Origin of the sequence: Aestuariirhabdus sp. LZHN29, from assembly GCF_049985285.1 — a bacterium.
GTDB lineage: Bacteria > Pseudomonadota > Gammaproteobacteria > Pseudomonadales > Aestuariirhabdaceae > Aestuariirhabdus.
In genome coordinates this window covers 42,482-58,498 of record NZ_JBNIEU010000002.1, presented here as the reverse complement: position 1 = coordinate 58,498, position 16,017 = coordinate 42,482, and the positions used below count along the sequence as shown (strand labels likewise).

The window sequence follows — 16,017 nt, the reverse complement described above, 5'->3', positions numbered from 1 at the left end:
ATTCACTGCTCTGTCTGTATTAACGGCGTCCACGGCCGCCAAAGCCGTGCTGCGCCAGAAATTCCTGTGTCATACCCGCACTGCCGCTTTGGGTGTCGTCCCCTTGCAGTAGCCGCTCCAGATAACGGGCAACCAGATCCACTTCAAGATTTACCCGATGACCTTCACGATATCGGCTAATAATAGTTTGCTCGGCGGTATGAGGAACAATATTGAGTTCGAAGCTATCGCCCTCCAACCCATTCACCGTCAAGCTGACTCCATCCACTGTAATCGAACCCTTATTGGCGATATAACGCCCTAATCCCGGCGGCGGTTCAATACGATAGCGCACACTGCGCCCCTCATCGCGAATACCGACAATCCGGCCGATACCATCGACATGGCCACTGACCATATGACCACCGAAACGTCCGCTGGGCTGCATCGCTTTTTCCAGGTTGACCACAGCCCCCGGCACCAGCTCCCCCAGGGTAGAGCAAGCAAGAGTTTCCTGTGAGACATCGGCCCAATAACCGCTGCCCGTCAATCCGGTTACGGTCAGGCACACACCATTGGTGGCGATCGAGTCCCCCAGTTTAACATCTCCGAGGTCGAGGGCTCCGCTATCGACGCACAAGCGTAGATCCCCGCCCCGGGGTTCAGTACGTGCTATATGGCCAACGGTTTCGATAATTCCGGTAAACATCTTCGCTTCACTCGCTCCCGGCAACTACAGGGGCTGCCGTAATACGCCAATCTCGCCCAATCGCACGCAGATCAGTGATCTGCAGCGGCCGGCTCTGCGACATGCTGGCGATCGGCAGCGACAACAGCGGACGCGCATCACTGCCCATCAACAATGGCGCCATATACACCACCAGCTCATCGACTATACCTGCTGTAACGGCCGCCCCCGCGAGGGTGGCGCCAGTTTCGAGCAATACTTCGTTGCACTCTCGGCGGGCGAGCTCTGCCATCAGCTCATCCAGGTCCAGTCCACCAGCGACTCGATTCAGCGAAATAATCTCCGCTCCAGCCGCCTCCAGCATCGCCTTGCGCGCCGGGTCGGCAGCGGCTGCACACACCAGCAAGGCACGCCCCTTACCCTGTAAAACTTTCGCCGAGACCGGCGTGCGCAGCTCGCTGTCGAGCACCACGCGCAGCGGTTGCCGGCGGCATACCTCATCGGCATCAGCCATATCCAGCTGTTCCGGGCGTAACGTCAGCGCCGAGTCATCCCGTAAAATGGATTCAACCCCGGTAACGATCGCCGAACTCCGGGCGCGCAGGCGCTGTACATCAGAGCGGGCATCGGGCCCGGTAATCCACTGACTCTCTCCTGATGCCATGGCGGTGCGTCCATCGAGGCTCATCGCCAGCTTGCAACGCACGAAGGGGCGAGACTGTTCCATACGCTTAATAAACCCCGGGTTTAAGCTGCGCGCCTGGGCCTCCATCAGGCCACAGTGCACCTCGATGCCGGCCTCACGCAACCGCTCAAGACCCTTACCGGCCACCAGCGGATTGGGGTCAAGCATCGCCACCCACACCCGGGACACCCCGGCACGGATCAAGGCATCACAACAGGGTGCCGTGCGCCCAAAATGGCTACAGGGTTCGAGCGTTACGTAGGCCGTTGCCCCCTGAGCCGACCCACCAGCGGCTGCCAGTGCATTGACCTCCGCATGTCCCTCACCAGCACGCTGGTGCCACCCCTCGCCCAGCAGCTGTTGTCCCTGGGCAAGCACGCAGCCCACACGGGGGTTGGGCTCCGTGGTATAGAGGCCTCGCCTGGCCAACTGCAGGGCGCGCGACATGCACTCAGTATCAAACACAGAGGGATGCATATCGGCCATTGCAGTTAACCCGCCGCCCCCTCAGGGCTGCGGACGGGGTTCCTTTTCGAGCCGTTCGATCTCTTCGCGGAACTCGTTTAGATCCTGGAAGCGTCGATAAACGGAGGCAAAGCGGATATAGGCTACCTCGTCAAGGCGCTGTAACTCTCCCATCACCAGCTCGCCAACATCGAGAGATTTGATCTCCCGCTCGCCGGTGGCCTGCAACTTGTGTTTGATGCGACTGATCGACTCCTCGATACGCTCAACACTCACCGGCCTTTTTTCCAGCGCCCGCAGCATACCGGCGCGCAGTTTCTGGTCATCAAAGGGTACGCGACTGCCATCTTGTTTGATCAACCGAGGCATCAGCAACTCGGCGCCCTCGTAGGTGGTGAAGCGCTCAGAGCAGGAGAGACATTCACGCCTGCGCCGCACCTGAACCCCCTCGGCCACCAGCCGGGAATCGATCACCTTGGTATCGTGGGCATTACAGAAGGGACAATGCATGCAAAAACGCCTGAAAGTGGGATATGGGGGTCTAAAATCGGGGTCTGGCTTTGAAGTCTACTGGCTTGCCCCCCAAAAACAAGTGCGTGCCGGTGAAAAGCCTGAACTGTTGGAGCTGCAAATGACAACGCCCCGGTAACCACGGTCACTGGGGCGTCGCGCTAACCGACGGCGACTCCTACGCGGTGTAAACCGGCAGCCGTCCACAGATATCGAGCACCTTCGCCTTCACCTCGGCCACCACCGCTTCATTTTCGATATCATCCAGCAGATCGCAGATCCAGCCCGCCAGGTCGGCTGAGTCCTGGGCATTGAAACCGCGACGGGTAATCGCCGGGGTACCGATGCGCAGACCACTGGTCACGAACGGTGAACGAGGGTCGTTGGGCACCGCGTTCTTGTTGACCGTGATATTAGCCCTGCCCAATACCGCTTCTGCATCCTTACCGGTGAACTCCTTGCCGATCAGGTCGACCAGGAACAGGTGGTCGTCGGTGCCACCGGAGACCACTTTAATACCGCGCTCCATCAATACCGTGGCCATGGCCTGAGCATTCTCGACAACCTGGGTCTGGTACGCCTTGTAGTCGGGTTCCATCGCCTCTTTGAAACACACCGCCTTGGCGGCAACTACGTGGCATAGGGGACCGCCCTGGCTTTCGGGAAAAACGGCGAAATTCAGTTTCTTCTGAATCTCTTCGTCAGCGTTGGCCAGGATGACACCACCACGGGGACCACCAAGGGTCTTGTGGGTCGTCGAGGTAACCACATCGGCGATCCCGACAGGGCTCGGATAGACACCCGCTGCGATCAAGCCCGCTACGTGCGCCATATCGACCATCAGGTAGGCGTCTATCTGATCGGCGATGGTGCGGAAACGCTGCCAATCCACGACCCGGGAGTAGGCGGAGAAACCCGCCACGATCATGCGCGGTTTGTGCTCCAGCGCCAGGCGCTCAACTTCGTCGTAATCGATCTCGCCGGTTTCGGCGTTAAGGCCATACTGAACCGCACTGTAGATACGACCGGAAAAGCTGACGGAAGCACCATGGGTCAGGTGACCACCGTGGGCCAGGCTCATACCGAGCACGGTATCGCCCGGCTTGCACAGCGCCATGTAAACGGCGGCATTTGCCTGGGAGCCCGAGTGAGGCTGGACATTGGCGTAAGCGGCGCCAAACAGCGCCTTGGCACGATCGATCGCCAACTGTTCAACCACATCGACGTGTTCGCAACCACCGTAGTACCGCTTGCCGGGGTAACCTTCGGCGTACTTGTTGGTGAGCTTGCTGCCCTGCGCCTCCATCACCCGCGGGCTGGTGTAGTTTTCGGAGGCGATCAGTTCGATATGCTCTTCCTGGCGCACGGCTTCGCCCTGCATTGCATTCCAGAGCTCATCATCGTAACCGGCAATGGTCATATCTTGTGTAAACATGGCAACCCTCTTGGCAAGATCATCATCGAAAAGTGGGCGCAGATTGTACAGCATGCACGGATCGAAGGCATCTCAATTTCACTCAAGTCAGTCGCGTACTATTCATCTGCCACTCCATCGAGCCTTACTCTTCCGGCACCACCAACAACCCGCTGCCATAGCCAATAGGTGGCCAGTTCGGTATATTCCGTTGACTCGCACCAACCAGCATTGCGGAACCCAAAACCGATGGCTCAATACGTCTACACCATGAACCGGGTGGGCAAGATCGTCCCCCCTAAGCGTGAAATACTCAAAAACATCTCTCTCTCCTTTTTCCCTGGCGCCAAAATAGGCGTGCTGGGGTTAAACGGATCGGGCAAATCTACCCTGCTGCGCATCATGGCCGGGATAGATACCGAAATTGAAGGAGAGGCACGGCCTCAACCGGGCATCAAGGTGGGCTACCTGCCCCAGGAACCGCAGCTGGACCCAGACAAGAACGTACGCCAGGTGGTGGAAGAGGCGCTATCGGAAGTGGCCGACGCCCAGACCCGGTTGGATGAAGTCTACGCCGCCTATGCCGAGCCGGATGCCGATTTCGACGCGCTCGCGTCCGAGCAGGCGCGACTGGAGAACATCATCCAGGCCGCTGACGCCCATAATATGGAGCGCAAACTGGAGGTCGCCGCCGACGCTCTGCGCCTACCCGACTGGGACGCCTCGGTAAAAAACCTTTCCGGGGGCGAGAAACGCCGGGTTGCGCTGTGCCGCCTGCTGCTGTCCAGCCCTGATATGCTGCTGCTCGACGAGCCCACCAACCACCTTGACGCAGAAAGCGTTGGCTGGCTGGAGCGCTTCCTGCACGAATACCCCGGCACCGTGGTCGCGATCACCCACGACCGTTACTTCCTCGACAACGCCGCCAGCTGGATTCTGGAGCTGGACCGTGGTTACGGTATCCCTTTCGAGGGCAACTACTCCGCTTGGCTGGGTGCCAAGGAGGAGCGTCTACTGCAGGAAGAGAAACAGCACCAGGCCCGCGAGAAATCGATTCGCCACGAGCTGGAATGGGTTCGCTCCAATGCCAAGGGACGCCAATCCAAGAGTAAGGCGCGCCTTGCTCGCTTCGAGGAGATGAGCTCGCAGGAGTACCAGCGCCGCAACGAAACCAATGAGATCTATATCCCACCCGGGCCTCGCCTGGGAGACAGCGTGGTCGAATTTGACGGGGTTAGCAAGGCCTTTGGCGACAAGCTGTTGCTCGACAACCTCAGCTTTACCATCCCCAAGGGAGCCATTGTTGGCGTCATTGGCGGTAACGGCGCCGGTAAATCAACCCTGTTCAAGATGATCAGCGGCGCCGAACAGCCCGACAGCGGCACCATTAAGATAGGCGATACCGTGAAGCTGGCTTTTGTTGACCAAAGCCGCGACGCCCTGGGCGGTGACAACACCGTCTGGCAGGAGATCTCCGAGGGCCAGGATATGCTGCGCATCAATGGCTACGAGGTACCCTCACGCACCTACGTGGGTCGCTTCAACTTCAAGGGATCCGATCAGCAAAAGTTCGTCAAGGACCTGTCTGGGGGGGAGCGCGGGCGTCTGCATCTAGCCACAACCCTCAAGCAAGGGGCCAATATGCTGCTGCTCGATGAGCCGAGTAACGATCTCGATGTGGAAACCCTGCGTGCGCTGGAAGAAGCCCTGCTGGAGTTTCCCGGCTGCGCCGTGGTGATCTCCCACGACCGCTGGTTCCTTGACCGCATCGCGACCCATATCCTCGCTTATGAAGGAGACTCCCAGGTCAGCTTCTTTGAAGGCAACTACAGCGAATACGAGGCTGACCGCAAGCAGCGCCTCGGCGAAGACGCCCAGCCCAAGCGGGTCAAGTACAAACGTCTCATCTAATCCACCTCTCCCGGCAAGCACCAGTGCGGCAGTACCGGTGCTTGCTCCCGGAGCAAAAATCACTATAGTTCTAAGTAATCGGCATAAAAACCGCTCACCGACCGCAGGAACGATCATTATGTCTTCAGGGGATAATCCCACCGACCGCCGCCACTTTACCCGCTTCGCCTTCGACGCGGATAGCGTGATCAGCCAGGGCGGCAAGCGCTGGCCGGTAACCCTGATCGACGTATCACTCAAGGGAGTGTTGGTACAACTCGGAGACGATTGCGACCTCGTACTCGATACTCCCACGACGATCAACATCACCCTCGATAACGACCACCATATCGAAATGCAGCTCGAGTTTGCCCACGAGCGCGACGGCCATACCGGTTTCTCTTGCCAGCAAATCGATATTGACAGCATCACCCTGCTCAAGCGATTGGCGGAACTTAACCTTGGCGACCACCAGTTGCTCGAGCGCGAGCTCAGCGCACTCACCCATTAGCTAGCAACGCCCGTCCACGACCTCCCTGGCGCCCTCGTGCGAGCCTCGCTGTACCGACCTTCGAGCCCAACTCATGGCAAAAGCAAAATCCCGCAAGGCATTCGTGTGCAACGACTGCGGCAGCGAATCCACCAAATGGCAGGGGCAGTGCCCCGACTGCAAAGCCTGGAACACCCTCTCCGAGATCAACCTGGGCAGCAGCGCTCCCCACCTGTCCGCCAGCGCCCCACGCAGTGGTTTTGCCGGCGCACTCAGTGAGGTGCAACTACTGGCGGATGTCGACACCAGCCAGACCCCTCGTTTTTCCAGCGGTATCGAGGAGTTTGATCGTGTCCTTGGGGGAGGTTTTGTGCCCGGCAGCGCGGTGCTGCTGGGAGGCAACCCCGGCGCCGGAAAAAGCACCGTACTGTTGCAGGTGCTGTGCCATATCGCGCAATCGATGCCTGCACTCTATGTCTCTGGCGAGGAGTCCCTGCAACAGATCGCCAGCCGCGCCCAACGCCTGGGGCTGCCGACCCACCAACTAAAAATGTTGGCCGAAACCAGCGCCGAGAACGTGGTCGCCATCGCCGAACGGGAAAAACCCGGCATCATCGTCATCGACTCGATCCAGGTGATGTATATGACGGGCATCGACTCCGCACCCGGCGGAGTCTCCCAGGTGCGGGAAAGTGCCGCATTTCTCACCCGCTTCGCCAAACAAACCAACACCGTATTGTTGATCGTAGGCCACGTCACCAAGGACAACTCCCTGGCGGGTCCCATGACCCTCTCCCACATCATCGATACCCAGCTGATGCTGGGCAACAGCGACGACTCCCGCTACCGCATCATGCGCGCCACCAAGAACCGCTTTGGCCAGGTCAACGAGGTCGGCATCTTCGCCATGACCGAACGCGGCTTGAAAGAGGTGCGCAACCCCTCGGCCATCTTCCTCAACCGCAACGAGAAGAGCACCCCCGGCAGCATTATTAACGTTCTGTGGGAGGGCTCTCGCCCGCTACTGGTGGAACTGCAGGCGTTGGTGGTGGACTCCCAACTGGGCAACCCCAGACGGGTGACGGTGGGCCTTGACCAGAACCGTCTGGCGATGCTGCTGGCGGTACTGAACCGCCACGGCGGTATTTTTACCAGCGACCAGGATGTGTTTGTTAACGTCGTTGGCGGCGTCCGTATCACCGAAACCAGTGCCGACCTTGCGGTGATACTGGCGATACTTTCCAGCCTTCGGGATCGCCCTATTAACCAGCAGCTGTTCGCCTTCGGCGAGGTCGGCCTGTCCGGCGAAATCCGCCCGGTTGCCAACGGCCAGGAGCGGATTCAGGAGGCGGCCAAGCACGGCTTCAAACAGGCAATTGTACCCAAGGCTAACCTGCCCCGTGATCCGGTCGCCGGTATTCAGCTGTTTGCTGTGACCAGCCTCAGCGAGGCGCTGGAACGGATTCAGGAGTGCGACTGATGTCCGCTCCGGCCGTGGTTATCGCTATCTCTGGATTGGACCCTACGGGGGGTGCAGGCATCGGCGCGGATATCGAAGCGATTGCTGCCATGGGCGCCCATTGCTGCCCCCTGATCAGTTGCCAGACGGTACAGGACAGCCATGGCGTACAACGGGTGGTACCCGGCGACCCGGCGCTATTAATCGAGCAGGCGCGGGTGTTGCTCGCCGACCTGCGCCCAGCGGCCTTCAAACTGGGAGCATTGGCATCGAAGGAGATTGTCGAGGCGGTGCAGCAGATCTTGACCCCCTTTCCCAATGTGCCCGTGGTGATGGATCCGGTACTCGCCGGCGGTGGTGGCGGCTCCCTCGCCCGCCAGGGGTTGGCCGACGCGCTCCGCGACCTTCTACCCCGGACTCACCTATGCACCCCCAACACCCTTGAGCTAACCGCCCTGGCGAACGAACCCGACAAGGCACTCGCCGCTGAACAACTGTTCCGGCTCGGGGCTCGGCAGATCCTGCTGACGGGCACCCATGCTCCCACGACCCAGATATGCCACCACCTCTATACGTCCTCGCGCCAGCACCACCCCTTCCATTGCGAGCGCCTCGATGGCGAGTTCCACGGCAGCGGCTGCACTCTGGCCGCGGCCCTGGCGGCGCGCCTGGCCCAGGGCGACACCACCCTGGAGGCCTGCAATGCCTCCTTAAAATACTGCCATCACAGCCTTGTGAACGCTTACTCACTTGGTGAGGGCCAGAATTTCCCGGGACGTTTGCCGCGAACAGGTTCGACGCCCGCCACATGACCGCTACTCGCGCTATGATCCAGGGCCTCTACGCCATCACCGACGCCTCCCTGCTGCCGCCCGCACAACTCCTGCGCGCGGTCGAGCAAGCCCTAAGGGGAGGGGCTGCCCTGGTGCAGTACCGCGACAAGAGCCCGCACACCGAGCGCCGCCTCAAGCAGGCGTCCCAACTCAAGCAACTGTGCGACCGCTACTCGGTGCCCCTGCTGATCAACGATGACCTCGCATTGGCCAGGGCCTGCGACGCCGCCGGGGTGCATCTGGGCCAGGGCGACAGCAAACTGCGACAGGCCCGCGCCGAATTGGGCCCCGAGGCCATCATCGGCATCACCTGTCACGACTCCCTGAGCCTCGCACTGGAGGCTCAGCAAGCGGGGGCTAGCTACGTTGCTTTCGGCCGTTTCTTTCCCTCCCTCACCAAGCCCGACGCCCCTAGCGCGCCGCTGGACTTGCTGGTGCGGGCACGCTCACAGTTGCAGCTGCCGCTGGTAGCCATCGGAGGCATTACCGTGGATAATGCCGGCCAGGTAATTTCCCGTGGTGCGGATGCCATCGCTGTGGTCCACCATCTCTTCTCGAGTAGCGATATCGAACAGCGAGCCCGTGACCTCAATAGCACTTTTGACAGTTTTTGAACAGGAACCCCCATGTCCCGATCCGAACAGCTTTTTGACCAGGCCAAGATCAGCATCCCCGGCGGCGTAAACTCTCCCGTACGAGCCTTCAACGGCGTCGGCGGTACCCCCGTCTTCTTTCAACGCGCCAAGGGTGCCTATATCTTCGACGAGGACAACAAGGCCTACGTCGATTACATCGGCTCCTGGGGACCCATGATCCTGGGCCATAACCACCCCTCGGTAATCGATGCAGTGCTGCAACAGATCGAGTTGGGGCTCAGCTTTGGTGCTCCCACTGAAATCGAAATCCGCATGGCGGAGAAGGTGTGCGAGCTGATCCCGTCTATCGATCAGGTGCGCATGGTCAACTCCGGTACCGAGGCTACCATGAGCGCCATTCGACTAGCCCGCGGCTTCACCGGACGCGACAAGATTCTCAAGTTTGAGGGCTGCTACCACGGCCACGCCGACTCGCTGCTGGTCAAGGCTGGCTCCGGCGCGCTTACCCTCGGCGTCCCCAACTCACCGGGCGTGCCCGCATCGGTAGCCGAGCACACCCTGACCCTGCCGTACAACGATGCAGAGGCGGTGCGCGAGCTATTCAACGCCATCGGCGACCAGATCGCCTGCATCATCGTCGAACCGGTTGCCGGCAACATGAACTGCATTCCTCCACTGCCCGGCTTTCTGGAGACGCTGCGCGACCTGTGCGACCAACACCAGAGCGTACTGATCTTCGACGAGGTGATGACCGGCTTCCGCGTTGCCCTGGCCGGAGCCCAGTCTATCTATCAGGTGACACCGGACCTGACTACCCTCGGCAAGATCATCGGTGGCGGCATGCCGGTAGGGGCCTTCGGCGGCCGTCGCGACATCATGCAGCAACTGGCTCCCGCCGGACCTGTGTACCAGGCAGGCACCCTGTCCGGTAACCCGGTCGCTATGGCCGCAGGTCTGGCTATGCTGGAAGCGATCTCTGGCGAGGGTTTTTACGATGAACTCAGCGCCACCACCGCACAACTGCTCAGCGGCTTGAAGCAGCGCGCCGACCAAGCCGGCATCCCCTTTACTACCGTGCAGGTGGGGGCCATGTTCGGCCTCTTCTTCACCGACCTGCCACAGGTCACCAGCTTCGAGCAGGTAATGAGCTGCGACGCCGAGCGCTTCAAGCGCTTTTTCCATCTCATGCTCGATCAGGGCGTGTACCTGGCTCCGTCGGCCTTTGAGGCAGGATTTGTCTCCAAAGCTCACGGCGACAAGGAGATCCAGCTCACCCTCGATGCCGCCGAGAATGCCTTTGCCCAACTCTAGGCGATTCGTTCCATGCTGAGTACCGCTATCTCCGACGCTGTTCTGTGCCTAAGCAGCGGCTTTGCCCTGGTGATGGTGGTGCAGCGCAGCAACTCCAGCGAAACCGACCGTGCCGCCGCTCTCGGTGCCATGGTCGGCTTTCTTGCGTTCACTCTCGCGGCGCTGTTTGGCACCCTCCGCTTCGGCCTCGGCGAGCAGTGGCGCGAGGTACATAACCTGTTCAGTCAGGTCGCAACCTTTATGGCACTGCCCCTGATCGGCACCGCGTTTCTGTGCCTGAGCCTACCGCGCCCCCTGAGCCGGCCCGGCTGGGGACGCTTGCTACTGGCGCTTATGGTCGCGTTCGAGTTCGCTCGGCGCCTCGAGTGGATTCCGCAATACCGCATAATACTCGGCGCTACTGCGCTGTTGCTAATCGCCGGTTGCTCCATCTACCAGGCCCGCCGTCATCGCTCCATTGCCCTGTTTGGCGTGGCCGGTGCATCGGCAAGCGCCATAGCCGGACTGGTCATCGGTACCCAGGGGAGTCTCAGCGGCTGGTTACGGGTCGATCTGTTTCATTACCTGCTAGCGCTGTCCAATCTCTTCCTTGCCAGCGCACTGTTTTTCCTGCTGCGTCATAGAATGCGCGAAAAGAACCAGCAGGAAAGGACGTTAGCAGGTTAGTATGGACTCATTTACAAAGCCCGCTGGCGGGTGTATAAATTAACTGATCTGTTTTTAACCAACCGCCCCGGAAACCGCTGTGCCTAAAATGAGATACCTGGCTGCCCTGATTGTCAGCACCCTACTGCTGGCAAGTAGTCCCTCTCTCAGCGCACAACCCTCACCACCGGTTGACTACCTCAAGTTCAACGTTAACTCGTTGCTGGTACCCGCCGCCGAGCGCTGCCGCATCAGCTCGCAGGAAACCGACGTTCCCTACGCCCTGGCCGCCTGCGAGCAAGCCGCATCCGGGGGCGATCCACAGGCGCAGTTCCTGCTTGGAAACCTCTACTACGAAGGCATTGTGATACCACGCGAGCCCCAGCAAGCGATGACCTGGTTTCAGCGTGCCTCTTTGCAGGGCCACGCCCAAGCGCAATACCAGATCGCCTTTATGCTCTATCGTGGAGAGGGTACCGCACAGAATCGAACCGAAGCCTACATCATGATGAAGATGTCCGCCGTCAACGGCTTCGATGAGGCGATGAACGCCATCGACCTGTTCTCCGAAGCGCTTAGCGAGGAGCAAAAACTTCAGGCGTTCTACACCCTCAGCCGCATCTTCAAAAACTACCGCGCCAGTCTGGTCAGCACGCCCGTGCCGACCACAACGATCCCGCTGGGGCTGCCGGAATACTGAGGGTTGGTAATACTCCAGCTTGATACTGGAACTCCACAGACCGAAACGGGCGCTCGCCCCTCAACCATCTCCTGAACGCTAACGACCAAACTCACTTAATGCGTTGAGCGCTAATTCGGCCTTCTGGGCCTGAACAAAAATGTGATCGTGATAATAGGCGGCGATTACATTGGCACTGATCCCATTTTCAGCCAGCTTGGTTGAAACTGCCGCCGTTAAACCAACCGCGTCAAGGCTGGAGTGAATCGTTAGGGTGATGGCCTTGAATACCGACTCAAAGGGCATCTGACCGGCGATAGCCGCACTCTTCGTAACCACAAGCGTCAACCCTTCGGTTTCACGAAAACAGGCCAAGGGCGACAGTTGCAAATAATCACCATACTCCCCCGGTACCGTGCAAAAAACGTATTCATCCGGCAATAGCTCGGGCGACATGGATGCCAGCAATTTACCTAAGTTTGTCTCTCCAACCATGGGGTTCTCCTGGGTGGTGCCGTTTATATGTACCACAAGCTATCGGTTGGCCCATCCCTCTGGATCGCTGTCGCCCTCCATGGCCCCGCGGCATACGACTGACAGGGATGTCAGAAGTGCCGATTGCGCAGGAGCGCAGCTATCGGCCCGTACATCCTGTTCCCGCCGCTCCTGGCCATCCATGACCCCGCGGCATACCGTACATCCTGTTCCCGCCGCTCCTGGCCATCCATGACCCCGCGGCATACCGTACATCCTGTACATAAAAAAACAACCCGGCTTGCGCGCGGGTTGTTTCGGGTTCAGGCAACTCCGGATCCTTCCGGGTAATGCTCCTGCAAGTGATTGCCTGATACACGTCCTTGTGTGAATGCTATCCTAGGCAGATTCAGTATGCCCGGGGTAGAGAGCCCAACACAGTAGAGATAGTGATTGAGCGCTGTAGGATATTCGCCATCAATTGCCGCTATCGGGTTTAAAAGGGGGCAGTGGTAACTGGGTCACCTTATTGCCCTGGCTCGCATGGATTTTGACGGCACCCTCTTTTTCCACCTCATCGATACGAACGATCGCGGTCATCGGGATATAGCTGCGGCGAACGCCGGAAAACTCGCTCTTCAACTTCTCTTCAGCAGGGTCCACCAGCAGCTGGGAGCGCTCCCCAAATAGAAACTCCTCGACCTCGATAAACCCATACAGATCGCTCTGATAGACCTGTTTGGCATAGAGCTCGAACACCTGCCCATCATTAAGAAATATAACCTTGAAAATCTGCTTCGACATGGCCGTTTACCCAGTAAAAATAGGGGCTATTTTGAGGGGGGCGTAAGAATACCATACGGCTAGGATTTATCCATGTCTGCCTATATAATGCGCGATCCTCAACGCCCCCTTATTTTTTACTGCGGAATTCCGAAATAACCCCTATGGCCAAGAAGCTGTTTATCAAGACCCATGGCTGCCAGATGAACGAGTATGATTCGGCGCGTATGGCCGACCTGCTCGGAGAAAGTCACGAGCTGGAGCTGACCGACAACGCCAACGAGGCGGATGTCCTGCTACTCAACACCTGTTCAATCCGCGAAAAAGCTCAGGAAAAAGTATTCCACCAGCTGGGGCGTTGGAAAAAGTTCAAGGACAAGAACCCCGAGCTGATGATCGGGGTCGGCGGCTGTGTTGCATCCCAGGAGGGTGACGCTATCCGCAAGCGCGCACCTCACGTCGACCTGGTGTTTGGCCCCCAGACCCTGCATCGCGTGCCCGAGATGATCGATGCCATGCGCGACAGCGGCAAGGCGGTGGTGGATGTTTCCTTCCCCGAGATCGAAAAATTTGACCGTCTGCCCGAACCCAGCGTCGATGGCCCCAGCGCTTTTGTGTCGGTAATGGAGGGGTGCAGCAAATACTGCACCTTTTGCGTCGTGCCCTATACCCGCGGCGAAGAGGTCAGCCGTCCCTTTGACGACGTGATCGCCGAGTGCGCCCACCTCGCCGCCCAGGGCGTACGCGAGATCAACCTGCTGGGGCAGAACGTAAACGCCTACCGGGGCGAACGGGACGATGGCTCGATCGCTGACCTGGCCGAGTTAATCACCCTGGTGGCGGCGATCGACGGCATCGGCCGCATTCGCTTTACCACCTCCCACCCGATCGAGTTTTCCGATGCGTTGGTTCAGGTCTACGCCGAGGTACCGGAACTGGTCACCCACCTGCACCTGCCGGTGCAAAGTGGCTCCGACCGCATCCTCGCGGCCATGAAGCGTGGACACACTGCGTTGGAGTACAAATCCCGTATTCGCGCCCTGCGCAAGCTGCGCCCCGGAATGAGCATATCATCGGACTTTATTATCGGCTTCCCCGGTGAAACCGAGAAGGATTTTGAGCAAACCATGAAGCTGATCACCGACATCGGCTTCGACCACTCCTTTAGTTTCGTCTACAGCGCCCGCCCCGGCACACCAGCGGCGGACCTGGCCGACGACACCCCGGAAACGGTGAAAAAACAGCGTCTGGAGATACTGCAAACCCGCATCATCCAGCAAGCGATGGAGATCAGCCGGCGCATGGTGGGCAATACCGAGGAGGTGCTGGTGACCGGCTACTCCAAGCGTGACCCGGGCCAGCTGCAGGCGCGCACCGAGAACAATCGGGTGGTCATTTTTAGCTCCAGTGACCCACGCCTGATCGGCAAGTTCGTTCAGGTGCGTATCGAAGAGGCACTGCCCAACTGCCTGCGCGCGACACTCGACGAGAGTGTGGCTCCGCACTAACTCACTCACGGGCACTCTGCCCCGGCCATCTTGCTTTCTGCCTCCACGGGTATATCCTTGGAGGCAGTCGGGAACGCCGCCAATTACGGCTTAAAAACACTTTGAACGCACACCAAAATCACCATCAATTCAGCCTTGCCCCCCACGACACGCAGCGTTTTGCCAACCTTTGCGGGCAGTTTAACGAGCATCTGAAGCAGATCGAACAGCGCATGAACGTACGCATTCGCAGCCGCGGTAATCTGTTTGAGCTGGTCGGTGAGAACGATAACAGCCAGGCCGCCGAGCAGGTCATCAAGCAGCTTTACCGGGAAACGGGCAACGGTACCGATCTCACCCCCGATCTGGTACACCTGTTTTTGCAAGAGTCCGGTCTCGACCTGGTCAGCAGCGAACTCGGCGGCAACGGTGACCCAGGCCTGACGCCGACCAGCATCCAGACCAAACGCGGCCTGATCAAGCCCCGCGGAGCCAACCAGCAGGGCTATGTGCGCAGCATCGCGCAACACGATATTAACTTCGGCATCGGCCCGGCGGGTACCGGCAAGACCTACCTAGCCGTAGCCTGTGCAGTGCAAGCTCTGGAACGGGAGGAGGTACGACGCATCCTGCTGGTGCGCCCGGCAGTTGAAGCGGGTGAAAAACTCGGTTTCCTGCCCGGCGACCTGAGCCAGAAGATCGACCCATACCTGCGCCCCCTTTACGACGCACTCTATGAGATGCTCGGCTTCGAGCGGGTTGAAAAACTGATCGAGAAAAATATCATCGAACTGGCCCCTCTGGCCTATATGCGTGGGCGCACCCTCAACAACGCCTTTATCATCCTCGACGAAAGCCAAAACACCACGGCCGAGCAGATGAAGATGTTCCTCACCCGCATCGGTTTTGGTTCCTCGGCGGTCATCACCGGCGATATAACCCAGGTTGATCTGCCCCGAGGTACCCGCTCGGGGCTGGTACAAGCGACCCAGGTATTAAAAGAGGTTCCCGGCATCGGTTTTACCCACTTCAGTTCACGGGATGTGGTACGCCACCCCTTGGTACAGCGCATCGTCGAAGCCTATGACGTCTACGATACCAAGCAGCCCTCAGATGGGGGACGTTCACATTCATGAGCCTCGAACTCGACCTTCAGGTAGCCTGCGAAACCGCCACCCCGAACCAGCAATCCCTGGAGTGCTGGGCCGCAGCGGCACTGGCGGGACGTCGAACCCAGAGCGAGCTCAGCGTTCGTATTGTCGACCAAGCGGAAAGCGCAGCACTCAATCTGCAATACCGCGGTAAGCAGGGCCCCACCAACGTGCTCTCTTTCCCGGCCGAGCTTCCGCAAGAGCTTCAACTCCCCCTGTTGGGGGACCTGGTGATCTGCGCACCGGTGGTAGAGCGCGAGGCCGCCGAACAACACAAAGCACTGGAGGCTCACTGGGCACATATGATCATCCATGGCACACTGCACCTGCTGGGCTTCGACCATATCGATGACGATGATGCCCTGGAGATGGAAACGCTGGAGACCGAGATACTTGTGGGGCTGGGGTACAACAACCCCTACCAGTCAAGCGGCACTGGATCCTCGGCGGAAACGCCTCCGGCGCAATAACCCCTTAG

General features: G+C 59.4%; 17 protein-coding genes. 11 read left to right on the top strand and 6 right to left on the bottom strand.

Annotation, left to right across the window (positions count from 1 at the left end):
- Nucleotides 1–19 precede the first annotated feature (19 nt).
- The 4 genes from ACP3PW_RS06910 to glyA all read right to left on the bottom strand — a co-directional run bounded on the left by ACP3PW_RS06910 (nt 20) and on the right by glyA (nt 3,762).
- Nucleotides 20–688, bottom strand: coding sequence for a riboflavin synthase (locus tag ACP3PW_RS06910; protein ID WP_426415959.1), 669 nt, complete (start codon nt 686–688; stop codon nt 20–22).
- A 7-nt stretch (nt 689–695) separates the two neighbouring features.
- Nucleotides 696–1,829, bottom strand: a complete 1,134-nt coding sequence (ribD, locus tag ACP3PW_RS06905) for a bifunctional diaminohydroxyphosphoribosylaminopyrimidine deaminase/5-amino-6-(5-phosphoribosylamino)uracil reductase RibD (protein WP_426417017.1) — start codon at nt 1,827–1,829, stop codon at nt 696–698.
- A 30-nt stretch (nt 1,830–1,859) separates the two neighbouring features.
- Complete coding sequence (nrdR, locus tag ACP3PW_RS06900; protein ID WP_426415958.1) at nt 1,860–2,327, bottom strand: transcriptional regulator NrdR; 468 nt, start codon at nt 2,325–2,327, stop codon at nt 1,860–1,862.
- A 178-nt stretch (nt 2,328–2,505) separates the two neighbouring features.
- Nucleotides 2,506–3,762, bottom strand: a complete 1,257-nt coding sequence (glyA, locus tag ACP3PW_RS06895) for a serine hydroxymethyltransferase (protein WP_426415957.1) — start codon at nt 3,760–3,762, stop codon at nt 2,506–2,508.
- A gap of 228 nt (nt 3,763–3,990) precedes the next feature.
- Here glyA and ettA point away from each other — a divergent pair, with 228 nt between their 5' ends.
- The 8 genes from ettA (at nt 3,991) to ACP3PW_RS06855 (ending at nt 11,665) form a co-directional block, all read left to right on the top strand.
- Complete coding sequence (ettA, locus tag ACP3PW_RS06890; protein WP_426415956.1) at nt 3,991–5,652, top strand: energy-dependent translational throttle protein EttA; 1,662 nt, start codon at nt 3,991–3,993, stop codon at nt 5,650–5,652.
- A 118-nt stretch (nt 5,653–5,770) separates the two neighbouring features.
- Complete coding sequence (locus ACP3PW_RS06885; RefSeq protein WP_426415955.1) at nt 5,771–6,142, top strand: PilZ domain-containing protein; 372 nt, start codon at nt 5,771–5,773, stop codon at nt 6,140–6,142.
- Between the two features lie 73 nt (nt 6,143–6,215).
- A complete protein-coding gene (gene radA / locus ACP3PW_RS06880) occupies nt 6,216–7,601 on the top strand; it encodes a DNA repair protein RadA (RefSeq protein WP_426415954.1) in 1,386 nt (461 codons plus the stop codon).
- Nucleotides 7,601–8,392 (top strand): bifunctional hydroxymethylpyrimidine kinase/phosphomethylpyrimidine kinase, encoded by a 792-nt coding sequence (gene thiD, locus ACP3PW_RS06875; RefSeq protein ID WP_426415953.1) that lies wholly within the window; start codon nt 7,601–7,603, stop codon nt 8,390–8,392. Before radA ends, thiD begins: the two co-directional genes overlap by 1 nt.
- Nucleotides 8,389–9,027 carry a thiamine phosphate synthase gene (gene thiE / locus ACP3PW_RS06870; RefSeq protein WP_426415952.1) on the top strand — a complete coding sequence of 213 codons (639 nt, stop codon included), beginning with the start codon at nt 8,389–8,391 and terminating at the stop codon, nt 9,025–9,027. The genes thiD and thiE overlap by 4 nt, the downstream gene beginning before the upstream one ends.
- 12 nt (nt 9,028–9,039) lie before the next feature.
- A complete protein-coding gene (gene hemL, locus ACP3PW_RS06865) occupies nt 9,040–10,320 on the top strand; it encodes a glutamate-1-semialdehyde 2,1-aminomutase (protein WP_426415951.1) in 1,281 nt (426 codons plus the stop codon).
- Nucleotides 10,321–10,332: 12 nt separating this feature from the next.
- Nucleotides 10,333–10,986 carry a DUF6962 family protein gene (locus ACP3PW_RS06860; RefSeq protein WP_426415950.1) on the top strand — a complete coding sequence of 218 codons (654 nt, stop codon included), beginning with the start codon at nt 10,333–10,335 and terminating at the stop codon, nt 10,984–10,986.
- A gap of 88 nt (nt 10,987–11,074) precedes the next feature.
- Nucleotides 11,075–11,665, top strand: a complete 591-nt coding sequence (locus ACP3PW_RS06855) for a tetratricopeptide repeat protein (RefSeq protein WP_426417016.1) — start codon at nt 11,075–11,077, stop codon at nt 11,663–11,665.
- A gap of 78 nt (nt 11,666–11,743) precedes the next feature.
- Here the strand turns inward: ACP3PW_RS06855 and ACP3PW_RS06850 are convergent, their stop codons facing one another.
- Together ACP3PW_RS06850 and ACP3PW_RS06845 are read right to left on the bottom strand one after the other, a co-directional pair.
- Nucleotides 11,744–12,139, bottom strand: a complete 396-nt coding sequence (locus ACP3PW_RS06850; RefSeq protein WP_426415949.1) for an ACT domain-containing protein — start codon at nt 12,137–12,139, stop codon at nt 11,744–11,746.
- Nucleotides 12,140–12,595: 456 nt separating this feature from the next.
- Complete coding sequence (locus ACP3PW_RS06845; protein WP_426415948.1) at nt 12,596–12,922, bottom strand: DUF1820 family protein; 327 nt, start codon at nt 12,920–12,922, stop codon at nt 12,596–12,598.
- Nucleotides 12,923–13,065: 143 nt separating this feature from the next.
- Here ACP3PW_RS06845 and miaB point away from each other — a divergent pair, with 143 nt between their 5' ends.
- The 3 genes from miaB (at nt 13,066) to ybeY (ending at nt 16,009) form a co-directional block, all read left to right on the top strand.
- The gene (miaB, locus tag ACP3PW_RS06840) at nt 13,066–14,409 is read left to right on the top strand and encodes a tRNA (N6-isopentenyl adenosine(37)-C2)-methylthiotransferase MiaB (protein ID WP_426415947.1); all 1,344 of its coding nucleotides are present in this window, start codon (nt 13,066–13,068) and stop codon (nt 14,407–14,409) included.
- A 101-nt stretch (nt 14,410–14,510) separates the two neighbouring features.
- Nucleotides 14,511–15,524: a PhoH family protein gene (locus ACP3PW_RS06835; protein ID WP_426415946.1), complete on the top strand. Its 1,014-nt coding sequence runs from the start codon at nt 14,511–14,513 to the stop codon at nt 15,522–15,524.
- On the top strand, nt 15,521–16,009 hold the full coding sequence (ybeY, locus tag ACP3PW_RS06830) for an rRNA maturation RNase YbeY (RefSeq protein ID WP_426415945.1): 489 nt from the start codon (nt 15,521–15,523) through the stop codon (nt 16,007–16,009). The genes ACP3PW_RS06835 and ybeY overlap by 4 nt, the downstream gene beginning before the upstream one ends.
- Nucleotides 16,010–16,017: the final 8 nt, after the last annotated feature.